Origin of the sequence: Prodigiosinella aquatilis (assembly GCA_030388725.1) — a bacterium.
Lineage (GTDB): Bacteria > Pseudomonadota > Gammaproteobacteria > Enterobacterales > Enterobacteriaceae > Prodigiosinella > Prodigiosinella aquatilis.
In genome coordinates, this window is record CP128857.1 from 2036643 (window position 1) to 2059293 (window position 22651).

19 protein-coding genes and 1 pseudogene are annotated in these 22651 nt (G+C 54.0%); 9 read left to right on the plus strand and 11 right to left on the minus strand.

The window, feature by feature from the left end; all coding sequences use genetic code 11:
- Positions 1–120: 120 nt before the first annotated feature.
- The 6 genes and pseudogenes from cmoM (at position 121) to PCO85_09485 (ending at position 10089) form a co-directional block, all read left to right on the plus strand.
- Complete coding sequence (gene cmoM, locus PCO85_09460; protein ID WJV55585.1) at positions 121–906, plus strand: tRNA uridine 5-oxyacetic acid(34) methyltransferase CmoM; 786 nt, start codon at positions 121–123, stop codon at positions 904–906.
- Entirely contained in the window at positions 903–2225 is a 1323-nt protein-coding gene (gene mukF, locus PCO85_09465; GenBank protein ID WJV55586.1) for a chromosome partition protein MukF, read from the plus strand. Before cmoM ends, mukF begins: the two co-directional genes overlap by 4 nt.
- A complete protein-coding gene (gene mukE, locus PCO85_09470; protein ID WJV55587.1) occupies positions 2206–2940 on the plus strand; it encodes a chromosome partition protein MukE in 735 nt (244 codons plus the stop codon). Before mukF ends, mukE begins: the two co-directional genes overlap by 20 nt.
- A complete protein-coding gene (gene mukB, locus PCO85_09475) occupies positions 2937–7376 on the plus strand; it encodes a chromosome partition protein MukB (protein ID WJV55588.1) in 4440 nt (1479 codons plus the stop codon). The genes mukE and mukB overlap by 4 nt, the downstream gene beginning before the upstream one ends.
- Before the next feature lie 172 nt (positions 7377–7548).
- Positions 7549–8862, plus strand: a complete 1314-nt coding sequence (locus tag PCO85_09480) for an FAD-binding oxidoreductase (protein WJV55589.1) — start codon at positions 7549–7551, stop codon at positions 8860–8862.
- Between the two features lie 130 nt (positions 8863–8992).
- Positions 8993–10089, plus strand: a pseudogene (locus PCO85_09485) (multicopper oxidase domain-containing protein).
- Between the two features lie 32 nt (positions 10090–10121).
- Here the strand turns inward: PCO85_09485 and PCO85_09490 are convergent.
- Positions 10122–10712: a class I SAM-dependent methyltransferase gene (locus PCO85_09490; GenBank protein ID WJV55590.1), complete on the minus strand. Its 591-nt coding sequence runs from the start codon at positions 10710–10712 to the stop codon at positions 10122–10124.
- Between the two features lie 75 nt (positions 10713–10787).
- Entirely contained in the window at positions 10788–11174 is a 387-nt protein-coding gene (locus PCO85_09495; protein WJV55591.1) for a helix-turn-helix domain-containing protein, read from the minus strand.
- Between the two features lie 100 nt (positions 11175–11274).
- Between PCO85_09495 and PCO85_09500 the strand changes: the two genes are divergently transcribed.
- The gene (locus tag PCO85_09500; GenBank protein WJV55592.1) at positions 11275–12396 is read left to right on the plus strand and encodes an NADH:flavin oxidoreductase; all 1122 of its coding nucleotides are present in this window, start codon (positions 11275–11277) and stop codon (positions 12394–12396) included.
- A gap of 121 nt (positions 12397–12517) precedes the next feature.
- Here PCO85_09500 and PCO85_09505 read toward each other — a convergent pair whose 3' ends face one another.
- Positions 12518–12871: a carboxymuconolactone decarboxylase family protein gene (locus tag PCO85_09505; protein ID WJV55593.1), complete on the minus strand. Its 354-nt coding sequence runs from the start codon at positions 12869–12871 to the stop codon at positions 12518–12520.
- A gap of 168 nt (positions 12872–13039) precedes the next feature.
- Between PCO85_09505 and PCO85_09510 the strand changes: the two genes are divergently transcribed.
- A complete protein-coding gene (locus tag PCO85_09510; GenBank protein ID WJV55594.1) occupies positions 13040–13669 on the plus strand; it encodes an RNA polymerase factor sigma-70 in 630 nt (209 codons plus the stop codon).
- Entirely contained in the window at positions 13663–13866 is a 204-nt protein-coding gene (locus PCO85_09515; protein ID WJV55595.1) for a zf-HC2 domain-containing protein, read from the plus strand. The genes PCO85_09510 and PCO85_09515 overlap by 7 nt, the downstream gene beginning before the upstream one ends.
- A 45-nt stretch (positions 13867–13911) precedes the next feature.
- On the opposite strand, the gene PCO85_09520 is transcribed toward PCO85_09515, so the two are convergent.
- The 8 genes from PCO85_09520 to PCO85_09555 form a co-directional block, all read right to left on the minus strand.
- Positions 13912–14427 (minus strand): DoxX family protein, encoded by a 516-nt coding sequence (locus PCO85_09520; protein ID WJV55596.1) that lies wholly within the window; start codon positions 14425–14427, stop codon positions 13912–13914.
- Between the two features lie 11 nt (positions 14428–14438).
- A complete protein-coding gene (locus PCO85_09525; protein ID WJV55597.1) occupies positions 14439–15197 on the minus strand; it encodes a DNA-binding domain-containing protein in 759 nt (252 codons plus the stop codon).
- Positions 15194–16117 (minus strand): DUF692 domain-containing protein, encoded by a 924-nt coding sequence (locus tag PCO85_09530; GenBank protein WJV55598.1) that lies wholly within the window; start codon positions 16115–16117, stop codon positions 15194–15196. The genes PCO85_09525 and PCO85_09530 overlap by 4 nt, the downstream gene beginning before the upstream one ends.
- Positions 16118–16155: 38 nt before the next feature.
- Positions 16156–16464 (minus strand): DUF2282 domain-containing protein, encoded by a 309-nt coding sequence (locus PCO85_09535; protein WJV55599.1) that lies wholly within the window; start codon positions 16462–16464, stop codon positions 16156–16158.
- 146 nt (positions 16465–16610) lie between these two features.
- Entirely contained in the window at positions 16611–17126 is a 516-nt protein-coding gene (locus PCO85_09540) for an AAA family ATPase (GenBank protein ID WJV55600.1), read from the minus strand.
- A 123-nt stretch (positions 17127–17249) separates the two neighbouring features.
- Entirely contained in the window at positions 17250–19940 is a 2691-nt protein-coding gene (nifJ, locus tag PCO85_09545) for a pyruvate:ferredoxin (flavodoxin) oxidoreductase (protein WJV55601.1), read from the minus strand.
- Positions 19934–20854, minus strand: coding sequence for a hypothetical protein (locus PCO85_09550; GenBank protein WJV55602.1), 921 nt, complete (start codon positions 20852–20854; stop codon positions 19934–19936). Before PCO85_09550 ends, nifJ begins: the two co-directional genes overlap by 7 nt.
- Positions 20838–22484, minus strand: a complete 1647-nt coding sequence (locus PCO85_09555) for an NAD(P)-binding protein (protein WJV55603.1) — start codon at positions 22482–22484, stop codon at positions 20838–20840. Before PCO85_09555 ends, PCO85_09550 begins: the two co-directional genes overlap by 17 nt.
- Between the last annotated feature and the right edge of the window lie 167 nt (positions 22485–22651).

Genomic DNA, 22651 nt, shown 5'->3' on the forward strand with positions numbered 1-22651 from the left:
CGGAATAAGATAGTGGCATAAGACGATTTATTCTACGCTAGCCTGTGACAAAATGTCAGGTTGAGAGAAAAACAGCCCGTTAACATCTACGGTGCTGAACCAATAACCTGGAACCGTGGAATGCAGGATCGTAACTTTAACGACATCGCCGAAAAGTTTGCCCAGAATATCTACGGCACCACCAAAGGGAAACTGCGTCAGGCTGTATTGTGGCAAGATCTGGAGATCTTGCTGTCTACGTTGCCGTCACGGCCATTGCAGATTCTGGATGCCGGGGGCGGAGCTGGCTACATGGCCTGCAAGCTGGCGGCTTTAGGACATCAGGTCTTGTTGTGTGACTTATCCGATGAGATGATTCAACGCGCCAAAACAGCGGCGTTGGCGCAAAACGTTTCTCATAATATGCGTTTTGTGCAGTGCGCCGCACAGGATATCGCTTCATATATAGAAAAACCGGTTGATCTGGTATTGTTTCACGCGGTATTGGAATGGGTAGCCGAGCCTCAGCAGGCACTACAGGCGCTGACGAATTGTCTGGCACCCGGCGGCGCGCTGTCGCTGATGTTTTATAATCATCATGGCTTGCTGATGCGAAACATGGTGTTAGGTAACTTTGGTTATGTGGCGTCGGGAATGCCGAAACGTAAACGGCGTTCGCTATCCCCCGATCATCCGCTGGACCCACAACAGGTTTACCAGTGGCTTGATTCGTTGGGATTAACCATCAGTGGTAAAACCGGCGTGCGGGTGTTTCATGACTATTTGCAGAACAAGCAACAACAGATTGACGATTTTGACATTTTGCTGGCGTTGGAACAGCGTTATTGCCGGCAGGAACCTTTTGTCAGCCTGGGGCGCTACATCCATGTCATGGCGAATAAGCCCCTTTTGAAGGATGTATTATGAGTGACTTTTCCCAGACCGTACCCGAACTGGTCGCCTGGGCTAGAAAAAATGACTTTGCACTTTCACTCCCGACGGAGCGTCTGACCTTCCTGCTGGCGATTGCCACGCTGAACAGCGAACGTATGGATGGCGAAATGAGCGAAGGCGAGTTGGTGGATGCCTTTCGCCACGTTAGCCGAGGATTTGAGCAGACCCACGAAACCATTACGGTGCGTGCCAATAATGCGATTAACGATCTGGTGCGCCAGCGGCTGCTTAGTCGTTTTACCAGCGAACTGGCGGATGGTAATGCTATTTATCGACTGACCCCATTGGGGATCGGCATCAGCGACTATTACATCCGTCAGCGGGAGTTCTCCGCCTTGCGGCTTTCCATGCAGCTTTCGCTCGTGGCTCAGGAATTGGGCCGGGCGTCGGATGCCGCAGAAGAGGGCGGTGACGAGTTCCACTGGCACCGTAATGTCTACGCGCCGCTGAAATACTCGGTGGCGGAAATTTTTGACAGTATCGATCTGTCTCAGCGGGTGATGGATGAACAGCAGCAAGGGGTGAAAGACAATATCGCCGCCTTGCTCAGTCAGGACTGGCGCACAGCCATTTTCAACTGTGAACAATTGCTGACCGAGACCTCCGACACCCTGCGGGAGTTGCAGGATACGTTGGAAGCGGCAGGCGACAAATTGCAAACCAGCCTGCTGCGTATTCAGGATGCGACCCTCGGTAACGCCGAACTGAGTTTTGTGGATAATCTGGTGTTCGATTTACAGGGCAAACTGGACCGCATTATCAGTTGGGGCCAGCAAACTATCGATCTGTGGATCGGTTACGATCGTCACGTACACAAATTTATCCGTACCGCGATTGATATGGATAAAAACCGGGTCTTCTCCCAACGGTTGCGTCAGTCGGTGCAGAACTATTTCGACAACCCCTGGGCCTTGACCTACGCTAACGCTGACCGTTTGCTGGATATGCGTGATGAAGAGCTGGCGCTGCGCAGCGAAGAAGTGACCGGTGAACTGCCGCCCGATCTGGAATATGAAGAGTTCAGTGAAGTGCGTGAGCAGATCACGGCACTGGTGGAGCAGGCCTTACTGCACTACAAACAGCAACAGGTCCCGTTGAATCTGAGCGACGTGATGCGCAACTATTTGGTGCAGTATCCTCGTTCACAACAATTTGATGTTGCCCGAATCGTGGTCGACCAGGCCGTACGCCTGGGCGTGGCCGAAGCAGATTTCACCGGATTGCCAGCATTGTGGCAGGCAATCAATGAATACGGAGCCAAGGTACAGGCCCATGTCATCGACAAATATTGAACCAATCGTATCAGCCAAACTGGTGACAGCGCTGTCCAACACACTGTTTCCCGCACTGGACAGTCAATTGCGCGCTGGTCGACATATCGGCGTAGAAGAACTGGAAAATCACGCCTTTCTGATGGATTTTCAAGACGAGCTGGAACATTTTTACAGCCGCTATAACGTGGAGCTGATCCGTGCGCCGGAAGGGTTTTTCTATCTGCGTCCGCGTTCCACCACTTTGATTCCACGTTCGGTGCTGTCTGCGCTGGATATGATGGTGGGGAAAATTCTCTGCTATCTCTACCTCAGCCCGGAACGTCTGGCGCACGAAGGCATTTTCAGCCAACAGGAACTGTATGAGGAACTGCTGAGTCTGGCGGATGAAAACAAACTGTTGAAGCTGGTAAACCAGCGTTCCACCGGTTCTGACCTGGACCGACAAAAGTTGCAGGAAAAGGTGCGTACCTCCCTGAACCGCTTGCGTCGTCTGGGCATGATTTATTTTATGGGTAATGACAACAGCAAATTTCGTATTACCGAAGCGGCATTTCGTTTCGGCGCTGATGTGCGCAGCGGTGACGATCCGCGCGAAGCCCAGTTGCGAATGATCCGTGATGGTGAAGCCATGCCGATGGATAGCAGCCTGTCGCTGGACGATAGCGATGAGAGCGAGTCGGCTGGTGATAACCTTTCCGGTGAGGACCAATGTGTTGAGGATGAACAGGAATGATTGAACGCGGTAAATTTCGCTCACTGACGTTGGTTAACTGGAACGGTTTTTTTGCCCGGACTTTTGATCTGGATGAGTTGGTAACCACCCTCTCCGGTGGTAACGGTGCCGGTAAATCCACCACCATGGCGGCGTTTATCACTGCGCTCATCCCAGACCTGACGTTACTGCACTTTCGTAACACCACCGAGGCCGGGGCAACCTCCGGCTCCCGTGATAAAGGTCTGCATGGCAAGTTGCGTGCTGGCGTGTGCTACTCCGCGTTGGATGTCGTCAATTCCCGCCATCAGCGAGTGCTGGTCGGCGTGCGATTACAACAGGTGGCAGGCCGTGATCGAAAGGTCGATATCAAGCCCTTCATCATTCAGGGGTTGCCGACATCGGTTTCGCCCACGCAAATTCTGACTCAACTGGTGGGCGATCATCAGGCACGAGTCTTGTCGTTACAGGAAGTGAAAGAGCGCCTTGATGAGATGGAAGGCGTGCAGTTCAAACAGTTCACGTCCATCACCGACTATCATTCATTGATGTTTGATTTGGGCATTGTGCCGCGACGTCTGCGCTCCTCGGCTGATCGCAGCAAGTTTTATCGTTTGATTGAAGCCTCGCTGTACGGCGGGATTTCCAGCGCTATTACCCGTTCACTGCGTGACTATCTGCTGCCGGAAAACAGCGGGGTGCGCAAGGCATTTCAGGATATGGAAGCCGCTCTGCGGGAAAACCGCATGACGCTGGAAGCGATCCGTGTCACCCAGTCGGACCGGGATCTGTTCAAACATCTGATCTCTGAAGCCACCTCTTATGTGGCCGCTGATTATATGCGCCACGCCAACGAGCGACGCATCCATCTGGATAGCACTCTGGAACTGCGCCGGGATCTGTTCAGTAGCCGTAAACAACTGGGCAATGAGCAGATCCGCCATGTGGAGATGGCGCGCGAGCTGGCGGAGCAGAGCGGAGCCGAAAGCGATCTGGAAACCGACTATCAGGCCGCCAGCGATCACCTGAATCTGGTACAGACGGCGATGCGCCAGCAGGAAAAGATCGAGCGTTATAATGCCGATCTGGAAGAGCTGAGTTACCGGCTGGAAGAACAGAATGAGGTGGTGGAAGAGGCGCGTGACCAACAGCAGGAAAACGAAGCCCGCGCCGATGCCGCCGAGCAGGAGGTGGATGAGCTGAAAAGCCAGTTGGCCGACTATCAACAGGCTTTGGATGTACAGCAAACCCGTGCCATACAGTATCAGCAGGCGCAGCAGGCGCTGGAGCGTGCTCGCACGTTGTGCCAGTTACCGGAATTGAGCGCTGATAACGCCGATGAATGGCTCGACAGTATTCACGCCAAAGAGCAGGAAGCCACCGAACTATTACTGATGCTGGAACAGAAGCTGAGCGTGGCGGATGCCGCCCACAGCCAGTTCGAGCAGGCGTATCAACTGGTTAGCAGTATCGCCGGGGCAGTCAGTCGTCGTGACGCCTGGCAAGTGGCGCGCGAATTACTGCGTGACAGTTCACAACAGCAGTATCAGGCCGAGCGTGTTCATCCACTGCGCATGCGACTTTCCGAACTGGAACAGCGCCAGCGTGAGCAGCAGGACGCCGAACGGTTGTTGCAGGATTTCAATAACCGTAACGGACAGACGCGCTATCAGCCGGAAGAGTTGGAAAGCTTGCAGCAGGAGCTGGAAGCGCGGATTGAAAGCCTGTCGGTGTTGGTGGAGGAAGCAGGTGAGCGTCGCATGACGTTGCGCCAGGAGCTAGAGCAGACCCAACAGCGTATTCAGCAGTTAACTGTTCGGGCGCCGGTGTGGCTGGCGGCACAGGAAACCCTGACTCAACTCAGCGAGCAGAGCGGCGAAACATTTGCTGATAGTCGTCAGGTGACGGAATACATGCAGCAACTGCTAGAACGTGAACGGGAAACTACCGTCGAGCGTGATGACGTAGCGTCCCGCAAACGGGCGATAGAAACGCAGATTGAGCGCCTCAGCCAACCGGGCGGCTCGGAAGACCCGCGTTTGAACGCGCTGGCGGAGCGCTTTGGCGGTGTGTTGCTGTCGGAAATTTATGACGATGTCACACTGGACGACGCGCCGTATTTCTCTGCGTTATACGGGCCATCCCGTCATGGGATTGTGGTAACGGATCTGTCGTTGGTGCGCGAGCACCTGGAGAATCTGGAAGATTGTCCGGAAGATTTGTACCTGATTGAAGGCGACCCACAGTCATTTGATGACAGCGTGTTCGCGATGGAAGAGCTGGAAAAAGCGGTGGTGGTGAAAGTTTCCGATCGCCAGTGGCGCTATTCTCGCTTCCCCGACGTGCCGCTGTTTGGCCGGGCCGCACGAGAACAACGGCTGGAAACCCTGCGCGATGAACGTGAAGAACTGGCGGAGCAGTATGCCACGCTGTCGTTTGACGTGCAGAAAACCCAACGCTTGCATCAGGCTTTCAGCCGTTTTATCGGTACCCATCTGGCGGTGGTGTTTGATGACGACCCGGAAGTGGATATTCGTCAACTGAGCAGCCGTCGGGGTGAGCTGGAACGCGCTATCAGTAATTTTGACAACGAAAATCAGCAACAGCGCCAGCAGTATGAACAGGCGAAAGAGGGCGTGTCGCTGCTGAACCGACTGATCCCGCGTATCAGCCTGTTATGTGACGATAGCCTGACGGATCGTGCTGAAGAGATTCGCGCCGAACTGGATGAGGCAGAAGCGTCGGCCCGTTTTCTACAACAACATGGCGCCACACTGGCGAAGCTGGAACCACTGGTTAGCGTGTTGCAGAATGACCCGCAGCAGCATGAGCAACTACAGGAAGATTATACGCAGGCGCAAAGCGCGCAGCGATTGGCAAAACAGCAGGCGTTTTCCCTGACGGAAGTGGTGCAGCGTCGCGCGCACTTTGGTTACACCGATTCGGCGGGGATGCTGCATGCCAATGCCGATTTGAACGACAAGCTACGCCAACGGCTGGAGCAGGCGGAAGCGGAACGCACTCAGGCCCGTGAGCAGTTACGGCAGCATCAGAGCCAGCTGACACAGTACAGTCAGGTGCAAGCGTCGTTGAAGAGCGCTTTTGATGCCAAGAGCGACATGCTCAAAGAGTTAACGCAGGAATTGGCGGATATCGGCGTGCGTGCGGATGCAGAAGCGGAGTCTCGTGCTCGCCAGCGTCGGGATGAATTGCATGCCTCACTGAGCAATAATCGAGCGCGTCGTAATCAGCTGGAAAAACAACTTACTTTCTGTGAAGCGGAAATGGACAGCCTACAGAAGAAACTGCGTAAGCTGGAGCGTGATTATCACGCTAACCGCGAACAGGTGGTGACGGCCAAATCGGGCTGGTGCACGGTGATGCGGTTGGTGAAAGACAACGGTATAGAGCGGCGTCTGCACCGGCGTGAGCTGGCCTATCTGGAGGGTGACGAATTGCGCTCCATGTCGGATAAGGCGCTGGGCGCGCTGCGTCTGGCGGTCGCTGATAACGAACATTTGCGCGATGTACTGCGCCTGTCGGAAGATCCAAAACGGCCAGAACGTAAAATCCAGTTTTATATCGCGGTATATCAACACCTGCGTGAACGTATCCGTCAGGATATCATCCGCACCGACGATCCGGTGGAAGCCATCGAACAGATGGAGATTGAACTGAACCGTCTGACGGAAGAGCTGACGGCGCGTGAACAAACGCTGGCCATCAGCTCGCGCAGTGTATCGAATATCATCCGCAAGACTATTCAACGTGAACAAAACCGCATCCGCATGCTGAATCAGGGGCTGCAATCGGTGTCATTCGGTCAGGTGAAAAGCGTGCGGCTTAACGTCAATGTGCGGGAAACGCACACCACGTTGCTTAACGTATTGTCTGAACAACAGGAACTGCATCAGGATCTGTTCAACAGCAACCGCCTGACGTTCTCGGAAGCGCTGGCGAAACTGTATCAGCGCCTGAATCCGGAAATTGACATGGGGCAGCGCACGTCACAGACCATCGGTGAGGAACTGCTGGATTATCGCAACTATCTGGAAATGGAGGTTGAGGTAAACCGGGGTGCCGACGGTTGGCTGCGTGCCGAGAGCGGGGCGCTTTCCACCGGGGAAGCCATCGGCACCGGGATGTCAATACTGGTGATGGTGGTACAGAGCTGGGAGGAAGAGTCGAAACGGTTGCGCGGCAAGGATATTTCACCCTGTCGTTTGCTGTTCCTCGATGAAGCCGCACGTCTGGATGCCAAATCCATCGCCACGTTGTTTGAGCTGTGTGACCGGCTGGAAATGCAGTTGATCATCGCTGCGCCGGAAAACATCAGCCCGGAAAAAGGCACCACCTATAAGCTGGTGCGTAAAATGTTCCAGAACCACGAACATGTTCATGTCGTCGGTCTGCGCGGTTTCGCCACTGAACCCGAGCAAACGCAGCAAGCGTCATAGTTTTTCACCGATGCCCGCGCCAGCGGGCATCATCTACTATTTGGTCACGATACCCGCCACGGACACCCTTTATACTGCGCAATTTGCGTAGACGGGCATTTATGTGGATCGTTCGGATGGCGGATGAATGACGGCGTTAACGGAAATCTGATTTAGCTTCAGGGGAGAAAAATTGAAAATCAAGGCATTACCGTTGGATGACAACATCAATGGCTGGTCGGCGATCATTCCTGCCCGGCAGGTGAAAAAGATTTTGCGTGGACATGTTCGGGCCGACTGGCTGGTGATCGGCGCCGGCTATGCCGGGCTCGCCTTTGCCCGTCGGGTGGCGGAAAATCATCCTGATAAGCAGGTGGTGATCATCGATGCCGCCATGACGGGAGAGAGTGCCTCTGGGCGTAATTCCGGTTTTGCCATTGATTTGCCGCATAATATCGGCAGCTCCACCGCCGAGTTGGAAAAAGCCGCCAACTACCGCCGCTTATTACAGGCGGGGATTGCGCAGTTGGACGCATTGATACACCGACATCAGATTGACTGTGATTGGCACCGTAGCGGGAAATATCACTGCATCGTGCGCCCTGAACTGGATGGGTTGCTGGCGCAGTACGCTGATGAACTACAGGCGCTGGATGAACCCTATCAACTGCTGGAGGGTAAGTCACTGGCGCAAAATCTGGGCACCGATTATTACCATGCCGCCATCTATACACCGAGCTGTGTCTTGCTTAATCCGGCTGCCTTGGTGCATGGGCTGGTGGACAGTCTGCCGGATAACGTTACCTTGTATGAAAAATCTCCGGCGCTGGAGATCAACACGGGCCGCGATATTCATGTGCGAACACCTTATGGTGACGTGCGGGCCGGACAGTTGATGGTGGCAACCAATGGGTGTGCCCGCCAGTTGTCGCCATTTTCCAACCAATTGGTGGGGCTTTCCACTTTCGCCACCCTCACCGAACCCTTGACTGCGGAACAACAACAGCGCATCGGCAATATCGCTGCATGGGGCATGACACCGGCCAATGCGATTGCCGGCGCGACGTTGCGCTATACCTGCGATCACCGTTTTTTGATTCGGCAGCATGTGAAATATGTGCCGGATTACACGGTAACGGAGCTGAGAACCGCGCCACTGGCGGTGCAGCATCGCCAGATTTTTCTGTCGCGCTTCCCGCAATTGGCGGATGTGCAGATTGCCTACACCTGGTCTGGGATGATCAGCGTGACGCGCAATGGTGCGCCGGGCTGGGGAAAATACGGCGACAATGTCTATGCCGCCGTGGGATGTAACGGGGCGGGAATTTCAAAACAGACGGTGGCTGGCAGCACATTGGCGGATTTGGCGACTGGCGTGGATAATCCGTTGATTGCCGATATGTTGGCGTTGGGAAAACCCAATTATATTCCTCCACGTCCATTTCTTGATCTCGGCGTGCAAGGCAGCATACTTAAAGAGCGTTGGCTGGGGCGCAAGGAGTATTAGGCGCCGTTCCTGCCGCGTCAGCGGATATAAGAAGATATAAAAGGCCTTGACCTTCCAGTTACGGGAAGGTGCAGGCTGACAGCGGTTATCGTTTTTCTTCCTGCTTTATTACTGTACAGAGGAAATTGATATGTATCGCCGCGATTTTATCAAAATTACTAGCTCTGCTGGGGGCCGCCAGCGCGCAGCCTGGGTGGAGCAGCAGCGTATTTGCCGCTGATCGTCCGGTGTTGCCGGTGCCGCCATTATTGACGCCGGACGCGGGCGGCAACTTGGCTCTCAACGTTCAGACCGGCAATATGCGCTGGCTACCGGGAATGGAAACCGCGACCTGGGGCGTCAACGGTGGTTTTCTCGGCCCGGCGTTGCAACTGGAACGAGGACAGACCGTCACCATCAATGTAAATAATACGCTATCAGACGTGACCACTATGCACTGGCATGGCATGGAGATTCCGGGCGATGCCGATGGTGGGCCTCAGGCATTGATCGCGCCGGGCAAGATCTGGACTGCGCGCTTTACGGTTGATCAGCCAGCCGCGACGGCATGGTTTCATCCCCACACGCATGGTGTCACCGGGCGTCAGGTGGCGATGGGATTGGGCGGTTTGATCTTGATTCAGGATCGCGAAAGCCGCGGGCTTGCTCTGCCTTCTCAGTGGGGAGTGGATGACATCCCTTTGATTCTGCAAGACAAAAAGTTGAATGAAAAGGGGCAGATCGACTACCATCTGGACGAAATGTCCGCAGCGGTGGGTTGGTTTGGCGATCTGATGCTGACCAACGGCATGCGTTACCCACAGCATGCGGCACCACGCGGATGGTTGCGGTTGCGTCTGCTCAATGGTTGTAACGCCCGCTCATTGATGCTGGCAACCAGCGACGGTCGGCCACTGTATGTGATCGGCAGTGATGGCGGTCTGCTGGCGGAGCCAGTGAAAGTGACGTCACTGCCGATTATGAAGTCTGGTCCGTTTCCGCAGTAGGTGACATGATGCTGCATCCTTTCCATATTCATGGCACCCAGTTCCGTATTCTGTCCGAAAACGGCCAGACACCAGCAGAGCATCGCCGTGGCTGGAAGGACACGGTACGGGTGGAGGGGGCGTCAGCCAGGTGCTGGTGAAGTTCGATCACCCCGCCCCCAAAGAACGGGCGTTCATGGCGCACTGTCATCTGTTGGAACATGAAGACACCGGCATGATGACGTCGTTCACGGTAGCGTGACGTCGCGCATCGTACCGGTGTCTGGAAGCAGTCTAATCCCGCCGGGCGATCAGCTGTACCACGCTGGCATGCCCGGTATGCGCGATCCCTTCATGGATTTCACGCTCCAGTTTCTGTAAATGCGCAAACCGTAATCCCGGTAATTCCTGACGCAGGATTTCCGGGGTCATCAGCCAGGTAATATCGGAAGGACCGCCGGTTTTAAACTTCAGTTGCTCCGGCGTATAGGCTTCAAGCAGGAACACGCCACTGCTCTGCAATCCGCTGGCGCAGTTTCCATGTACCTGATGGCGCAATGTCGGCGGAAGATGGGCAAAAATCGCGACAATGCCCCCCCATTGCTGCCTGCCGATATCATAAGTCGCGAGATCGGCATGTATCCACTGGATCTTTAGACCATTGGCTTCAGCCCGTTTTTTGCCTTTGGCCAGACCGACGTCGGAAGCGTCCACCGCCGTGACATCAAATCCCTGGCTTGCCAGCCAGACCGCATTGCGTCCTTCGCCTTCAGCAATACAGAGAATGCGGCTACCTGGAGTAAAGTGATGACTACTTTCTTTCAAAAAATCATTGGGTTCAGTGCCATAAACAAATTGCTCGTTGGCATATTTTTCATTCCACATTGAAGCGCTCCATAACAGTAAAACCCACGGTGTTGTGATGATGATGCCAGCGTGTATGAGACGCGGAATGGCCCATCATGATGTTGTCTCTTGTTCAAATTGTTTCTGATCAAACGCCTGTCTGGCAAGCTCGACTTGTGGCAGATATTTCACTGTCCAGAGACAAAGTGCCTGAAAAGGTTCTTTAAGCGTATGGCCGAGTGGTGTTATTCGATACTCCACCGCGACCGGCGAAGCGGTTATCACGCGGCGTTCCACGATACCGTTGCGTTCCAGACGCCGCAGGCATTGTGTCAATGCTTTCTGAGTAATGCCCTCCAGGCGGCGTTTGATTTCATTAAAGCGCAGTGGATTTTCACACAATACATTCAGTACCAGCACTGACCATTTATCGGCGATCTGATCAAGTAGAAAGCGGTTGTGGCAGGCGTTATGCTGTTGTGAGTTAGTGGGGGACGGCATTTAAGTTTCCTCTAGGCTACCTGGTAACTTTAGAGTGCCTGATTGACACTAGGTTTACAATGTATACCATCGTGGTGACAAATTAAAGGAGCTAAATCAGATGACTATACCTAATATCGATGTCCTGTTTCGTCCGTTTAAACTGAAATCGCTGGAATTAAAAAACCGTATTGTCATGGCACCGATGACCCGTACATTTTCACCGAATGGTGTACCGGGAGACAATGTGGCCGCCTATTATCGCCGACGTGCAGAGGGTGAGGTCGGTCTGATTCTGTCTGAAGGCACGGTTATTGACCGTCCCGGCGCACGTAACCATCCCAACATTCCTTTTTTTCATGGTGAGGCGGCACTGAAGGGTTGGCAGAAAGTGATTGATGAAGTCCATGCAGCTGGTGGCAAAATGGGGCCGCAGATTTGGCATGTGGGATCGGTTAAAGCGCCGGGAACGGAGTGGGAACCACAATCCGGGATTGAAAGTCCTTCTGGTCTGGTGGCACCGGATGTGTCGCGCGGTCAGGCCATGAGTGAAGAAGACATCGCCGATACCATCGCGGCTTATGCCCAGGCGGCGGCAGATACCGTCCGGCTTGGTTTTGATACCCTGGAAATACATGCGGCACATGGTTACCTGATCGATCAGTTTTTTTGGGGGAAAACCAACCTGCGTACGGATGAATACGGTGGCGCTACGCTGAAGCAGCGCTCCCGCTTTGCCGCCGAAGTGATAAAGGGCATGCGTCAGGCGGTTGGACCGGACTTCCCGATCCTGTTGCGCGTCAGTCAGTGGAAACAGCAGGATTACAGTGTACGTCTGGCCAATACACCGCTGGAGCTGGCCGACTGGCTCACTCCGCTGGTGGATGCCGGTGTGGATATTCTGCACTGTTCGCAGCGTCGCTTCTGGGAAGCAGAATTCCCTGAAGTGGATGGCGAAAATGGCTTGAACTTTGCTGGTTGGGCGAAAAAAGTGACCGGCGCTGCCACGATCAGTGTGGGTTCGGTGGGGCTGTCGGATGAGTTCATGACGGCGTTTAGCGGAAAAAGCTCAACGCCGGCGCAATTGGACAATCTGCTGACACGGATGGCGCGTGACGAGTTTGATTTAATCGCGATTGGCCGTGCATTGATAACCGATCCGAATTGGGTGGTAAAAGTGCGTCAGCATGACACTGAGCATCTGCAAGGGTTTGAGCCTGCTTCACTGGGCGAGTTGGTCTGAGGTTTTAATTAACCACATTGTTTCACGCCGTGATGTCGGTATCGACATCACGGACTATTCATCAACGCCAGCATTATTTCTGCACTGTCGCGGGAATAATGCTGGCGTTATTGTGTCGGCCTCAGGAGGGATCGCCTCCCGCACGCGGATAACAGGATTTTGCGCTATCAGCCTGCTCAAAGGCATCCAGAGCAATAGGAAGCGATTCAATAACCGTATTACCTACTGCGGGCAGGCCAATCAGTATAGCGCCGATAATCTCCTCACGTGTGGCTCCCGCCGCTTTGGCGCAATCAACATGAAACGGAATGCCGGATGTCATCCGGGTTGCGGCCAGTACCGAAAGATAGGCAAGCGTTTGTGTTTTGCTGTCGAGCGCACTGGTGTCGCCGAGTTCGTGGACAGTTTTCATCCAGATTTTGGCATAGCCGGGAGCTTCAGTCAGAAAGTTTTGAAACGCAGTTGAGATTTTCATAATGTCCCCGCATAGACGATCCTGTTGGACGATGATATGTACTCTCTGGTATTAGCATAGCCTACTTTAGTGCATCCTTTAGTGCTGTATTGCGCATCGGAAATACGTCATCATGGTGCCGAACCCGCTGCCAGATGAGCGATATAAAATACGGGGAAGAGAGTAGCTATGACAGACGTTCCGGCGAATCCGCAACGTGGCTCAAATGATGATGCCGCGTCACACTTTATGGATCGCGAATTTTTAGAAAACCTGCGGCTTCAAATGCTGAGATTTGCCACATTACAGCTTTCTGAACACCATCAGGCTGAGGATGCCGTGCAGGAAGCGCTGGTTGGCGCATTAAAGAACGCCGCTTCTTTTGGTGGCCGTGCCGCGTTGAAAACCTGGGTGTTTGCCATTTTGAAAAACAAGATTGCAGATATTTTGCGGCAGAAGCAGCGCACGACGGAAGCCAGTAGTTTGTTACATGAAGAGGATGAAAGTCAGGATTTCGCCGCGCTCTTTGACGAGCGAGAACATTGGCCCGCCGATGAACGCCCCGGAAAATGGGAAACCCCGGAAGAGTCAGTGCGGGAAGCCGCATTCTGGCGCGTTTTCGAAGCCTGTCTGGAGAATTTACCTGGTAAACAGGCGCGGGTGTTTATGATGCGTGAATTTATTGAACTGGATAGCCATGAAATTTGTACGGCGGTCAACATCTCCGTCAGCAATTTAAATATTATGCTATACCGCGCTCGCATGCGTTTACGTCTGTGTCTGGATGCAAACTGGTTCATGGAGAAATCGTCATGTTGACTTGTCGCCAGGCTACTCGCCTGTTATCCGAGGCGCAGGATCGTCCGCTGGCTTTAAAAGAGAAAGCAGCGCTCAGATTACACTTGATGCTCTGTACCGGCTGCCGTAACTTTAATCGGCAAATCTTCACTATCCGGCAGATATCGCAGGCTTATGCCAAAAGGAAAGGGGACGATTCCGACGATAACGGGCAATGATGAATGACCGCCCGCCTTCTCTTGATGAGAACGCGGGCGGTTTGTTCAGCCATAGCGTCGAATAAGCCAGTGGTCGATGGAGAGCCGTCCCGGGCCTTTAGCCATCAAAAACAGTAATGCCACGGCCCAGACGCCGTGGGTTGGATAGGCGTCAGGATAGACAAAGATTTCTATTGTCAGGGTCATAATCAATAACCCGAATGCTGAAAACCGAGTGGCAAGACCGATTAACAACAATACCGACAGCACATGCTCGGCACTGGCCGCAATCAGGGCGGCTAACTCCGGGGGAATCAACGGCAGACGATACTCTTCTTTAAATAGATACAAGGCGGCGTCATTCAGATGAGGCCAGCCGATGTGAATATTCCCCGCAACAAGATCAATTGCCAGACCGGAAATCTTGGTCTGTCCCGAGCGCCAAAAAATGGCGGCAATGGAAAACCGGGCCAGTAAGGTAATCAGGCTATCCGGAATCAGACTAAAACCGGCGATAACCCGTGAACATAACCCGAACCGTGAAACGTTGGCGGGTTTGGAACGCAGAGCGGTGATGGCCATGGGAATGCTCCTTATGGATGCAACGACACCAGTGTATGGCTGCGAATTAACAGACTCAGCGTGGTAATCAGATCGAAGTCGGATATCTGCTGCTGAACCTGCGTCAGTGCCTGCCCGAGGCTGGCACCTTGTTGTAGTTGCGTGAGAAACAGCGCCGTTCCGTTATCGATAGACAGCACATTGACCTCCAGCGCGGGTCGGATGATCAATGCATGCTCGGCCTGATAAGGGTTGATGTCGGCCAGTGAGCCAGTCTCCTGATGTGCCGCCCAGATAGAGACAATGGCGTAGGGTGAAGTCAGTAATCCCAGCGAGGGATGCAGACCGACGCGCAGATCCGACAGCAATGTCGTATCGGACAGCGCGGCGACCAGATGGTCGTGTGACGACAACACGCCGTCAGCCGCGTGATAAGCCCTGACGAGAAGCACTTCCAGCGTCGCGATATCCGCCAGATAAGGCACCGATGCCGCCGGGGGAAAATCAGCAATGAAGCGGGGCAGTGTGTCGCCATACTCCACCAGAATCGGTGAACGTGGTGGATGATGTGTGACATACAGCGTTGACATGGCGCGGAAGAAGGGCTCACCGACCAGTTGCTGAGTGACTGGAAAGGTGTCGGCCAGCGCATCAATAAGCGAAACCATGACATTATTGCGATAGACGTCAAAACGTGCCCGGGGGCTTGACCCGTTCCAGGTGAACAGATCTGGCGGCATCGGGGCATCGGGGTCACGCAGCGCATCGTAAAACGTGTGTTGTCCGCTCATACCGTGCCCTCCAGAGAACCATGATGTCGGGCGGCATGGGCGTTCAATCGCTGTTCCGCCAGACGAGCTTCATGGCACAGCACCGCCAGCGAGGGAATATCATTGTCGCGCTCGATCAGGGTAGGAACCGGCCCCAGTTCAGACAGGGTAAACTCATAGAGTTGCCAGACCGCGTCGGCGATCGGCGCGCCATGACTGTCAATCAACAATGGGTCGCCGAGCGCATCCTCTTCACGGGCAAACCCGGCCAGATGTATTTCACCAATCCATAACCCGGACAGCGCCTGAAGATAAGCGTAAGGATCGCGTCCATGATTGGTACACGTGACATAGACGTTGTTGACGTCCAGCAATAAGCCGCAACCAGTACGCTGAAGTACCTCGCGGATAAAGTCGGTCTCACTGCGATCGGAGGTGGTAAATTCAACATAGGTGGCGGGGTTTTCCAGCAACATCGGGCGACGTAACCGGTTTTGCACCTGATCGATATGTTCGCAGACCTGACGTAGCGTCTGATGGTTGTAGGGCAGTGGTAACAAGTCATTAAGGAAAGTGCCGCCATGACTGGACCAGGCCAAATGTTCTGAAAACGACTGGGGCTGATAGCGGTCTATCAAAGCAGCCAGTCGGTCGAGATGCGGTTCATCCAAAGGGCGCTCGCTGCCAATTGACAAGCCAACGCCGTGAATGGATAAAGGATACTGCTCCCGGATCCGGGTCAGATAGTGGTGGAACGGTCCGCCCGCCACCATATAGTTTTCGGCGTGAATTTCGAAAAAGCCCAGGTCGGGCTGCTCCTCAATAATCGCCAGAAAATGCTCGGGTTTAAGCCCGATTCCCGCCCGAAGGGGTAACGCGCTACCCGTGGTGATAAGAGAGGCACCGCAGGCTGATGGTGCAAAAGAAACAGTCGATTTCATCCTGGGTGCTCCCCGGTGTTGGCAATGTGGGTAAAAGATTAAGCCTGTTTTTCTGTGAACGCTTTCAACTGACCCATACCGGTTGGTGACGTCGGGGACGCGGTGGTCACACAGGTTCCGGCCGGGACCAACTTCCAGGAGTTGCCTTGATAATCTTTCTTGGCGGTTCCCGCGCAGGTCGTGCCGGCACCGGCTTTACAATCGTTTTTACCTTTAAGGGCGACGCCAAAACACTTCTCCATCCCCTTCATACCCGTTTTGTCGGCAGCGTGTGCAACAGAGGCGCTCATGGTCAACACGGTACCCAAAGCAAGGGCAAGTGCAGCGGCGGTCGTTTTTGTAGTCATGGTGATTCTCCTGGCTATTTATTTTTAACGCCCAAAGGGCAGGTGTATGTGGCAAAGGGAAATTGGCGATGGACCGTCAATTCTCTCTTTCACATACATAGTCGGAGTAAGGCACTGGTTTCTTACACTGCAATTGAAAAAATTTTTTAGCGGGGTAAATTGCGGCGGCGTTCCATAATGATGGCTACACATCGGGCGGGAGACAATGTGGCAGTATCCAGCACCAGATGGTCGCGATTCCAGGCTTCATAATGGCGAGATTCAACCTGCTCCCAGGTCGGAAGCGTCAGGCCGTCGATGGTGGAGCGCCGGGTTTCCACCCGGTGTCGATGCTCGGTTTTGTCGGAACACACGACTTCTATTTCGAGGAAGGCGACATCGGCTTTTTGGGCGATGGCTCGATAGTCATCCCGCGTGATGCAAAGCGGGTTGACCGAATCGGCGATGACGGTACGGCCGATACGGAGGTTATCCGCCGCGACGCGATAAGCCGCCAGATATCCCGCTGGTCCCATGTCAGCGTCGGGGGCGAGGATACCGGACGAGCGGATCGCCTGTTCGATGGAGTCGATGCGCAGATAGACGGCGTTGAGGTCATAGGCCAGTTGTCGGGCAATCGTGCTTTTGCCGGTTGCGGGCAATCCTCCGAATATGATGAACATAACCGCTATTCCCCATAGGTTTAGAGCAGATCTCTGGTGATTTTCACCTTATCTTCCTGACGGTGCGTTGTATCATTCCGTGAATGCGCAACAGGTCAATCCACGACATCACCGCGTGTCGGGTCAATGGTATTGCCGGTTCTTTCGGGCGTCGGGGTGGAACGCTTCGGCGGAAGAGCGCGCCATCCCTTCATAGGTTGCCCATTTTTGTTCAGCGACTTTTTGTGCAATATCGATGAGCCGTTGCGCCTCTTCCGGATGAAGCTGTACCAGCGACTGATAGCGGCTTTCATGTTGTCGATAGTCGCTGAGTGGCAGTGTGGGCCGCAGGCTGTCAAGGGTAAAGGGGTTACGCCCCTGTTCCCGCAATATTGGGTTGAAGCGAATTAACGGCCAGTGGCCTGACGCGACGGCACGTTTTTGTTGGGCTAACCCGGTCTTCATATCAATGCCATGTGCGATGCAATGACTGTAAGCGATGATCAGTGACGGGCCCGGATAGGCTTCGGCTTCCCGCATGGCCTGAAGTGACTGCTGGGGATTGGCGCCGAAAGCGATCTGGGCGACATACACATTGCCGTAAGCGATAGCCTGTAACACCATATCTTTCTTCGCCATGGTTTTGCCGCCGGCGGCAAATTTGGCCACCGCGCCCAGGGGGGTGGATTTCGACATCTGGCCGCCGGTATTGGAATAAACCTCGGTGTCCATTACCAGTATGTTGACATCACGACCAGAGGCGATCACATGGTCTAATCCGGAAGAGCCAATATCATAGGCCCAGCCATCGCCACCGATGATCCAGACCGAACGCCTGATCAGATGGTCTAACAAACTGAGTAGATTAAGCCCGGCTTCCGAATCGTCATACTGTAATAGCGCCCGGACGTTGAGTAAGCGTTCGCGTTGCTGTTGGATCTGTGATTCGACTTGCTGGGGCGCATTGATTATCTGCTCTATCAGCTCGGGACCCAGTTGCTGCGCGGTGGCTCTCAAGGCATTCGCCGCCTGAATCCGATGATGATCGGCGGTCAGGCGAAAACCCAGGCCGAATTCAGCATTATCCTCGAACAATGAATTTGACCAGGCTGGGCCTTTGCCGTCGCTATTTTTTGCCCACGGCGTCGTGGGCAGATTACCGCCATAAATTGATGAGCAGCCGGTGGCGTTGGCCACCATCATCCTATCACCAAAGAGCTGAGTGAGCGTTTTCAGATAGGGCGTTTCACCGCAACCGGCGCAAGCACCTGAAAATTCAAACAGCGGCTCCAAAAATTGCACGCCACGTACCGTTGAAAAATCAACCGCAGAGCGCTTCGGCCAGGGCAAGGTGTTGAACCACGTCAGCGCTCTTTTTTCCCGTTCAAGGATCGGTAACTTATCGACCATATTAATGGCGCGCTGGCCGCTATCGTCGGCTCGAACCGGGCAAGCCTCTACACACAGACCACAACCGGTACAATCTTCCGGGTAGATCTGCAATGTGTAGAGCGTATCTGGAAATCCCCTGGCGCTTATCGGCATCCATTTGGCGCCCGGAGGGGCGTTTTCGACCAAATCCTGATGATAAAACTTGGCTCTGATGGCGGCATGTGGACAGACAAAGGAACAATTACCACATTGGATGCACAGGTCTTCGCGCCAGTCAGGGATCTCCAGTGCAATATCGCGCTTTTCCCACTGACTGGTCGCTGATGGATAGGTTCCGTCGGGCGGTAATTGTGACACCGGGATCTGATTGCCCCGTTCCTGCAACATCTCAGCGGTGACGTTGCGCACAAATAGTGGGGCGGTGGCGGGCAGTTTCCAGCCGGCATCTGAAGCACCGGTGCCGTGTTGTGAAATCTCCACCGGATGCAGGTGCGCTAATGTGACATCCACGGCGTCAAAATTCTTTTCAATGATGTCGCGACCTTTCTTTTGGTAGGTCTTCTCAATGCTCTCTTTGATCAGCGTGATGGCCTGCTCTTTGGGCATGATGGCGGATAACGCGAAAAAACAGGTCTGCATGATGGTATTAATGCGCGTTCCCATACCGGTCAGTCGTGCGACTTCCGCGGCATTGATCACATGGAATGCCAATTGTTTCTGCTGGATTTGTTGCTGTACCCGGCGTGGCAGATGTGACCAGGTTTCCTCTGCCGGGTAGGGACTGTTGAGCAGAAAGGTGGCGCCGGTTTCTGCGTAACATAATAAATCGAGGGATTCGACGAAATTGAATTGATGGCAACCGATAAAATTTGCCGAGGTAATGAGATAAGGGGCGTCGATGGGCTCAGGGCCGAAACGCAAATGTGAAACGGTCTTTGAACCCGACTTTTTCGAGTCATAGACAAAGTAGCCTTGGGCAAAATAATCAGGTAATTCGCCAATGATTTTTATGCTGTTTTTATTGGCGCCGACCGTGCCATCGGCTCCCAGACCGAAGAACAAGGCGCGTACCTGATTGGGCGGTTCAATTTGCCACGCTTCATCCCACGGCAAACTTAACTGTGTGACATCGTCAATAATGCCGATGGTGAAGCCCTCTTTCGCGCTGGTTTTCTGTTGCTCCTCAAAAACGGCTTTGACCATCGCGGGGGTGAACTCTTTGGATGACAGACCATATCGCCCGCCGGTGATTCTCGGCAAGTGTGGTAATTGTCCATGCTGCGTGGCGGAAACGAAGGCGCTGACAGTGTCTTTATACAGTGGTTCACCCTGTGAACCGGGCTCTTTGGTGCGATCCAGGACGGTGACAAATCGGGTGGTGGGTGGGAACGCCTTAATGAATATGTCGTTGGGGAAGGGACGATACAGGTGAACGGTCACCACACCGTATTTCCCCCCTGGGCATTGAGCACCTCAACAGTCTGTTTCACGGTCGATGCGCCCGATCCCATAATGACGACGACGTGTTGCGCATCGTCTGCGCCATGATAGTCAACCAGATGATATTGCCGCCCGGTTAATTCAGCGAACCGGGTCATGGTCTGTTCAACAACATCCGGCACGTGATCGTAATATGAATTAACCGTTTCCCGACTTTGAAAATAGGTATCCGGATTTTGAGCCGTTCCTCTGATGAATGGCTGATCCGGATTCAGCGCCCGGGCCCGATGGTCACGAACTTGCTGATCGTCGATCATCTGCCTTATCTGTTCATCGGACAGACGGGAAATTTTATTGACTTCATGGGAGGTGCGAAAACCATCGAAAAAGTGCAGGAACGGAATGCGGGTGCGCAATGTCGCGGCGTGGGCAATCATCGCCATGTCCTGAGCCTGTTGCACTGACGCAGATGAAAGCAAGGCAAAGCCGGTTGTTCTGGTGGCCATCACATCCTGATGATCACCAAAAATGGACAACCCCTGCGCCGAGAGCGAACGGGCGGCCACATGAAAAACCGTCGCTGTGAGTTCACCGGCAATCTTGTACATATTCGGGATCATCAGCATCAGCCCTTGGGACGCGGTAAATGTGGTGCTCAGTGCGCCAGCCTGTAATGCGCCATGAACCGCTCCCGCTGCACCGCCTTCATGTTGCATCTCAACGACGGTTGGAATGTTTCCCCATAGGTTGGGAATGTGCTGCGTCGCCCATTCATCAGCCAGCTCCGCCATGGTGGAAGAGGGCGTGATGGGGTAAATCGCGCAGATTTCACTGAGCTTATAAGCTATCCACGCGGCGGCTTCATTGCCATCCGTCATCACCATGTCGGAGATGGACGTCTCAGTATGTGTATTCATTATCAACCACCTCACTCACCATGCTAATGGCATGACAGGGGCATTGGTCATAGCATGCGCCGCAGCCGGTACATTTATCGTAATCAATACGATATCCCCGTCCTTTACCCAACTTGAGAATGGCGTCCTCCGGGCATGATCCGTAACAACCATCACACTCGAAACAATTGCCACAGGAGTAGCAGCGGGCCGCTTCATAGCGCGCTTGTGTGGCGGTGAGTCCGCCGATGATTTCGTCAAATCCATCGCGTTGTTCCGGGGTGACAACCGGCTGGCTGGTTGACTCGGCATCCGTGTCGTACCACAGATTCAATGCTGAATAGGGAATGCCGGCGTTAGTGTCTGCTTTTCGGTAGGGTTGATGACGTAGCCAGCCATCAATATGTTGCGCCGCTTTCTTGCCATGCCCGGTGGCGACCGTGACGGTGCGTTCCGATGGCACCATATCGCCACCGGCAAAAATACCTGGCACGCTGGTCATCATGTGTTCGTCAACCACCACCACGCCATCTTCATGTAATTCAATGCCGGGAATGCGGGCGATAACCGAGAGATCCACATCTTGTCCTAACGCCAGGATCACGCTATCGGCTTCCAGCGTTTCATATCGGCCGGTCGGCTGTGGTCGCCCGTTGCCGTCAATCTCCATCTCTTCAATGGTTAACGTCGTACCATCAATATCCCGAATGGTGCGCAGCCAGTTAATGATGACGCCCTCTTCTAACGCTTCATCGGCTTCAAACTGATGCGCCGGCATATGTTCACGATCTCGTCGATAGATGATAACCGCTTCTTCCGCCCCCAGACGATGCGCGGTACGCGCCGCATCCATCGCCGTGTTGCCGCCCCCATAGATAGCGACACGACGACCCAATTTGGGCACGTCGCCTTGTTCAACCGCCGAAAGATAACTGACCGCATCCAGAATGCGCCCGGCATCACGCCCTGGAATGTCGATTCTCTTGGCTAAATGCGCACCGATAGCCAGAAAAACGGCATCAAAGCCATACTCGGTTTTTACCTTGAGGACATCATTCACTTTCTGATTAAGCTTCAGCGTAATGCCGGTATCGAGGATGTGTTGGATCTCCTGATCCAGCACATCACGGGGCATTCGGTAAGCAGGAATGCCGAAACGCATCATCCCGCCAGCCATCGGACCGGCCTCGTGAATTTCCACCTCATGGCCGAGGCGACGGAGTTGCCAGGCACAGGACAATCCCGAGGGACCGGCACCGATCACCAAGACCTTTTTACCGCTCGGCACGGCGGTGAATGTGGTTTTCCAACCATGCAGTAGCGCCTGATCGCCCAGAAAACGCTCGACGGCATGAATACTGACGGATTGGTCGACCTGGGCTCGATTACAGGCATTTTCACAAGGATGGTAGCAAACCCGGCCATGCACGGCGGGCATCGGATTATTGGCCACCAAATGCTGCCAGGCCTCTTCGTAGCGCTCTTCCTGCGCCAGCGCCAGCCATTCCTGAATATTCTCGCCAGCCGGACAGGCTTGATTACAAGGTGGCAGTGAATTTTGATAAACGGGATGAGTACGTCGGATCGGCCCCGTGCCTGTTTTAGCCCGTAAATCAGGCGGCTGGGTCATATCATTAGTCGATTTCTTCATATGACACCCTTTGTGAAAACCCATGTTCGACATGGAGAATACTGATGGAGTTCTTATTAAGAAACTGTAGTTCATGGCGGCGGGATCTACCTGCGCAGATGAAGATTTTCTCCCAAATGCGTGCTGGCATACATCCGGGATTAGGCGGGAAATTTATACAGATCGTG

What these genes read in the sequence shown, in the direction of transcription:
- PCO85_09555 (WJV55603.1), bottom strand. Translation starts at nt 22,484, where the DNA reads ATGAAGAAATCGACTAATGATATGACCCAGCCGCCTGATTTACGGGCT.
- PCO85_09510 (WJV55594.1), top strand. Translation starts at nt 13,040, where the DNA reads ATGACAGACGTTCCGGCGAATCCGCAACGTGGCTCAAATGATGATGCC.
- mukE (WJV55587.1), top strand. Translation starts at nt 2,206, where the DNA reads ATGTCATCGACAAATATTGAACCAATCGTATCAGCCAAACTGGTGACA.
- PCO85_09535 (WJV55599.1), bottom strand. Translation starts at nt 16,464, where the DNA reads ATGACTACAAAAACGACCGCCGCTGCACTTGCCCTTGCTTTGGGTACC.
- PCO85_09525 (WJV55597.1), bottom strand. Translation starts at nt 15,197, where the DNA reads ATGAGCGGACAACACACGTTTTACGATGCGCTGCGTGACCCCGATGCC.
- mukB (WJV55588.1), top strand. Translation starts at nt 2,937, where the DNA reads ATGATTGAACGCGGTAAATTTCGCTCACTGACGTTGGTTAACTGGAAC.
- PCO85_09530 (WJV55598.1), bottom strand. Translation starts at nt 16,117, where the DNA reads ATGAAATCGACTGTTTCTTTTGCACCATCAGCCTGCGGTGCCTCTCTT.
- PCO85_09505 (WJV55593.1), bottom strand. Translation starts at nt 12,871, where the DNA reads ATGAAAATCTCAACTGCGTTTCAAAACTTTCTGACTGAAGCTCCCGGC.
- PCO85_09500 (WJV55592.1), top strand. Translation starts at nt 11,275, where the DNA reads ATGACTATACCTAATATCGATGTCCTGTTTCGTCCGTTTAAACTGAAA.
- PCO85_09490 (WJV55590.1), bottom strand. Translation starts at nt 10,712, where the DNA reads ATGTGGAATGAAAAATATGCCAACGAGCAATTTGTTTATGGCACTGAA.
- PCO85_09550 (WJV55602.1), bottom strand. Translation starts at nt 20,854, where the DNA reads ATGAATACACATACTGAGACGTCCATCTCCGACATGGTGATGACGGAT.
- mukF (WJV55586.1), top strand. Translation starts at nt 903, where the DNA reads ATGAGTGACTTTTCCCAGACCGTACCCGAACTGGTCGCCTGGGCTAGA.
- PCO85_09520 (WJV55596.1), bottom strand. Translation starts at nt 14,427, where the DNA reads ATGGCCATCACCGCTCTGCGTTCCAAACCCGCCAACGTTTCACGGTTC.
- PCO85_09495 (WJV55591.1), bottom strand. Translation starts at nt 11,174, where the DNA reads ATGCCGTCCCCCACTAACTCACAACAGCATAACGCCTGCCACAACCGC.
- PCO85_09540 (WJV55600.1), bottom strand. Translation starts at nt 17,126, where the DNA reads ATGTTCATCATATTCGGAGGATTGCCCGCAACCGGCAAAAGCACGATT.
- PCO85_09515 (WJV55595.1), top strand. Translation starts at nt 13,663, where the DNA reads ATGTTGACTTGTCGCCAGGCTACTCGCCTGTTATCCGAGGCGCAGGAT.
- cmoM (WJV55585.1), top strand. Translation starts at nt 121, where the DNA reads ATGCAGGATCGTAACTTTAACGACATCGCCGAAAAGTTTGCCCAGAAT.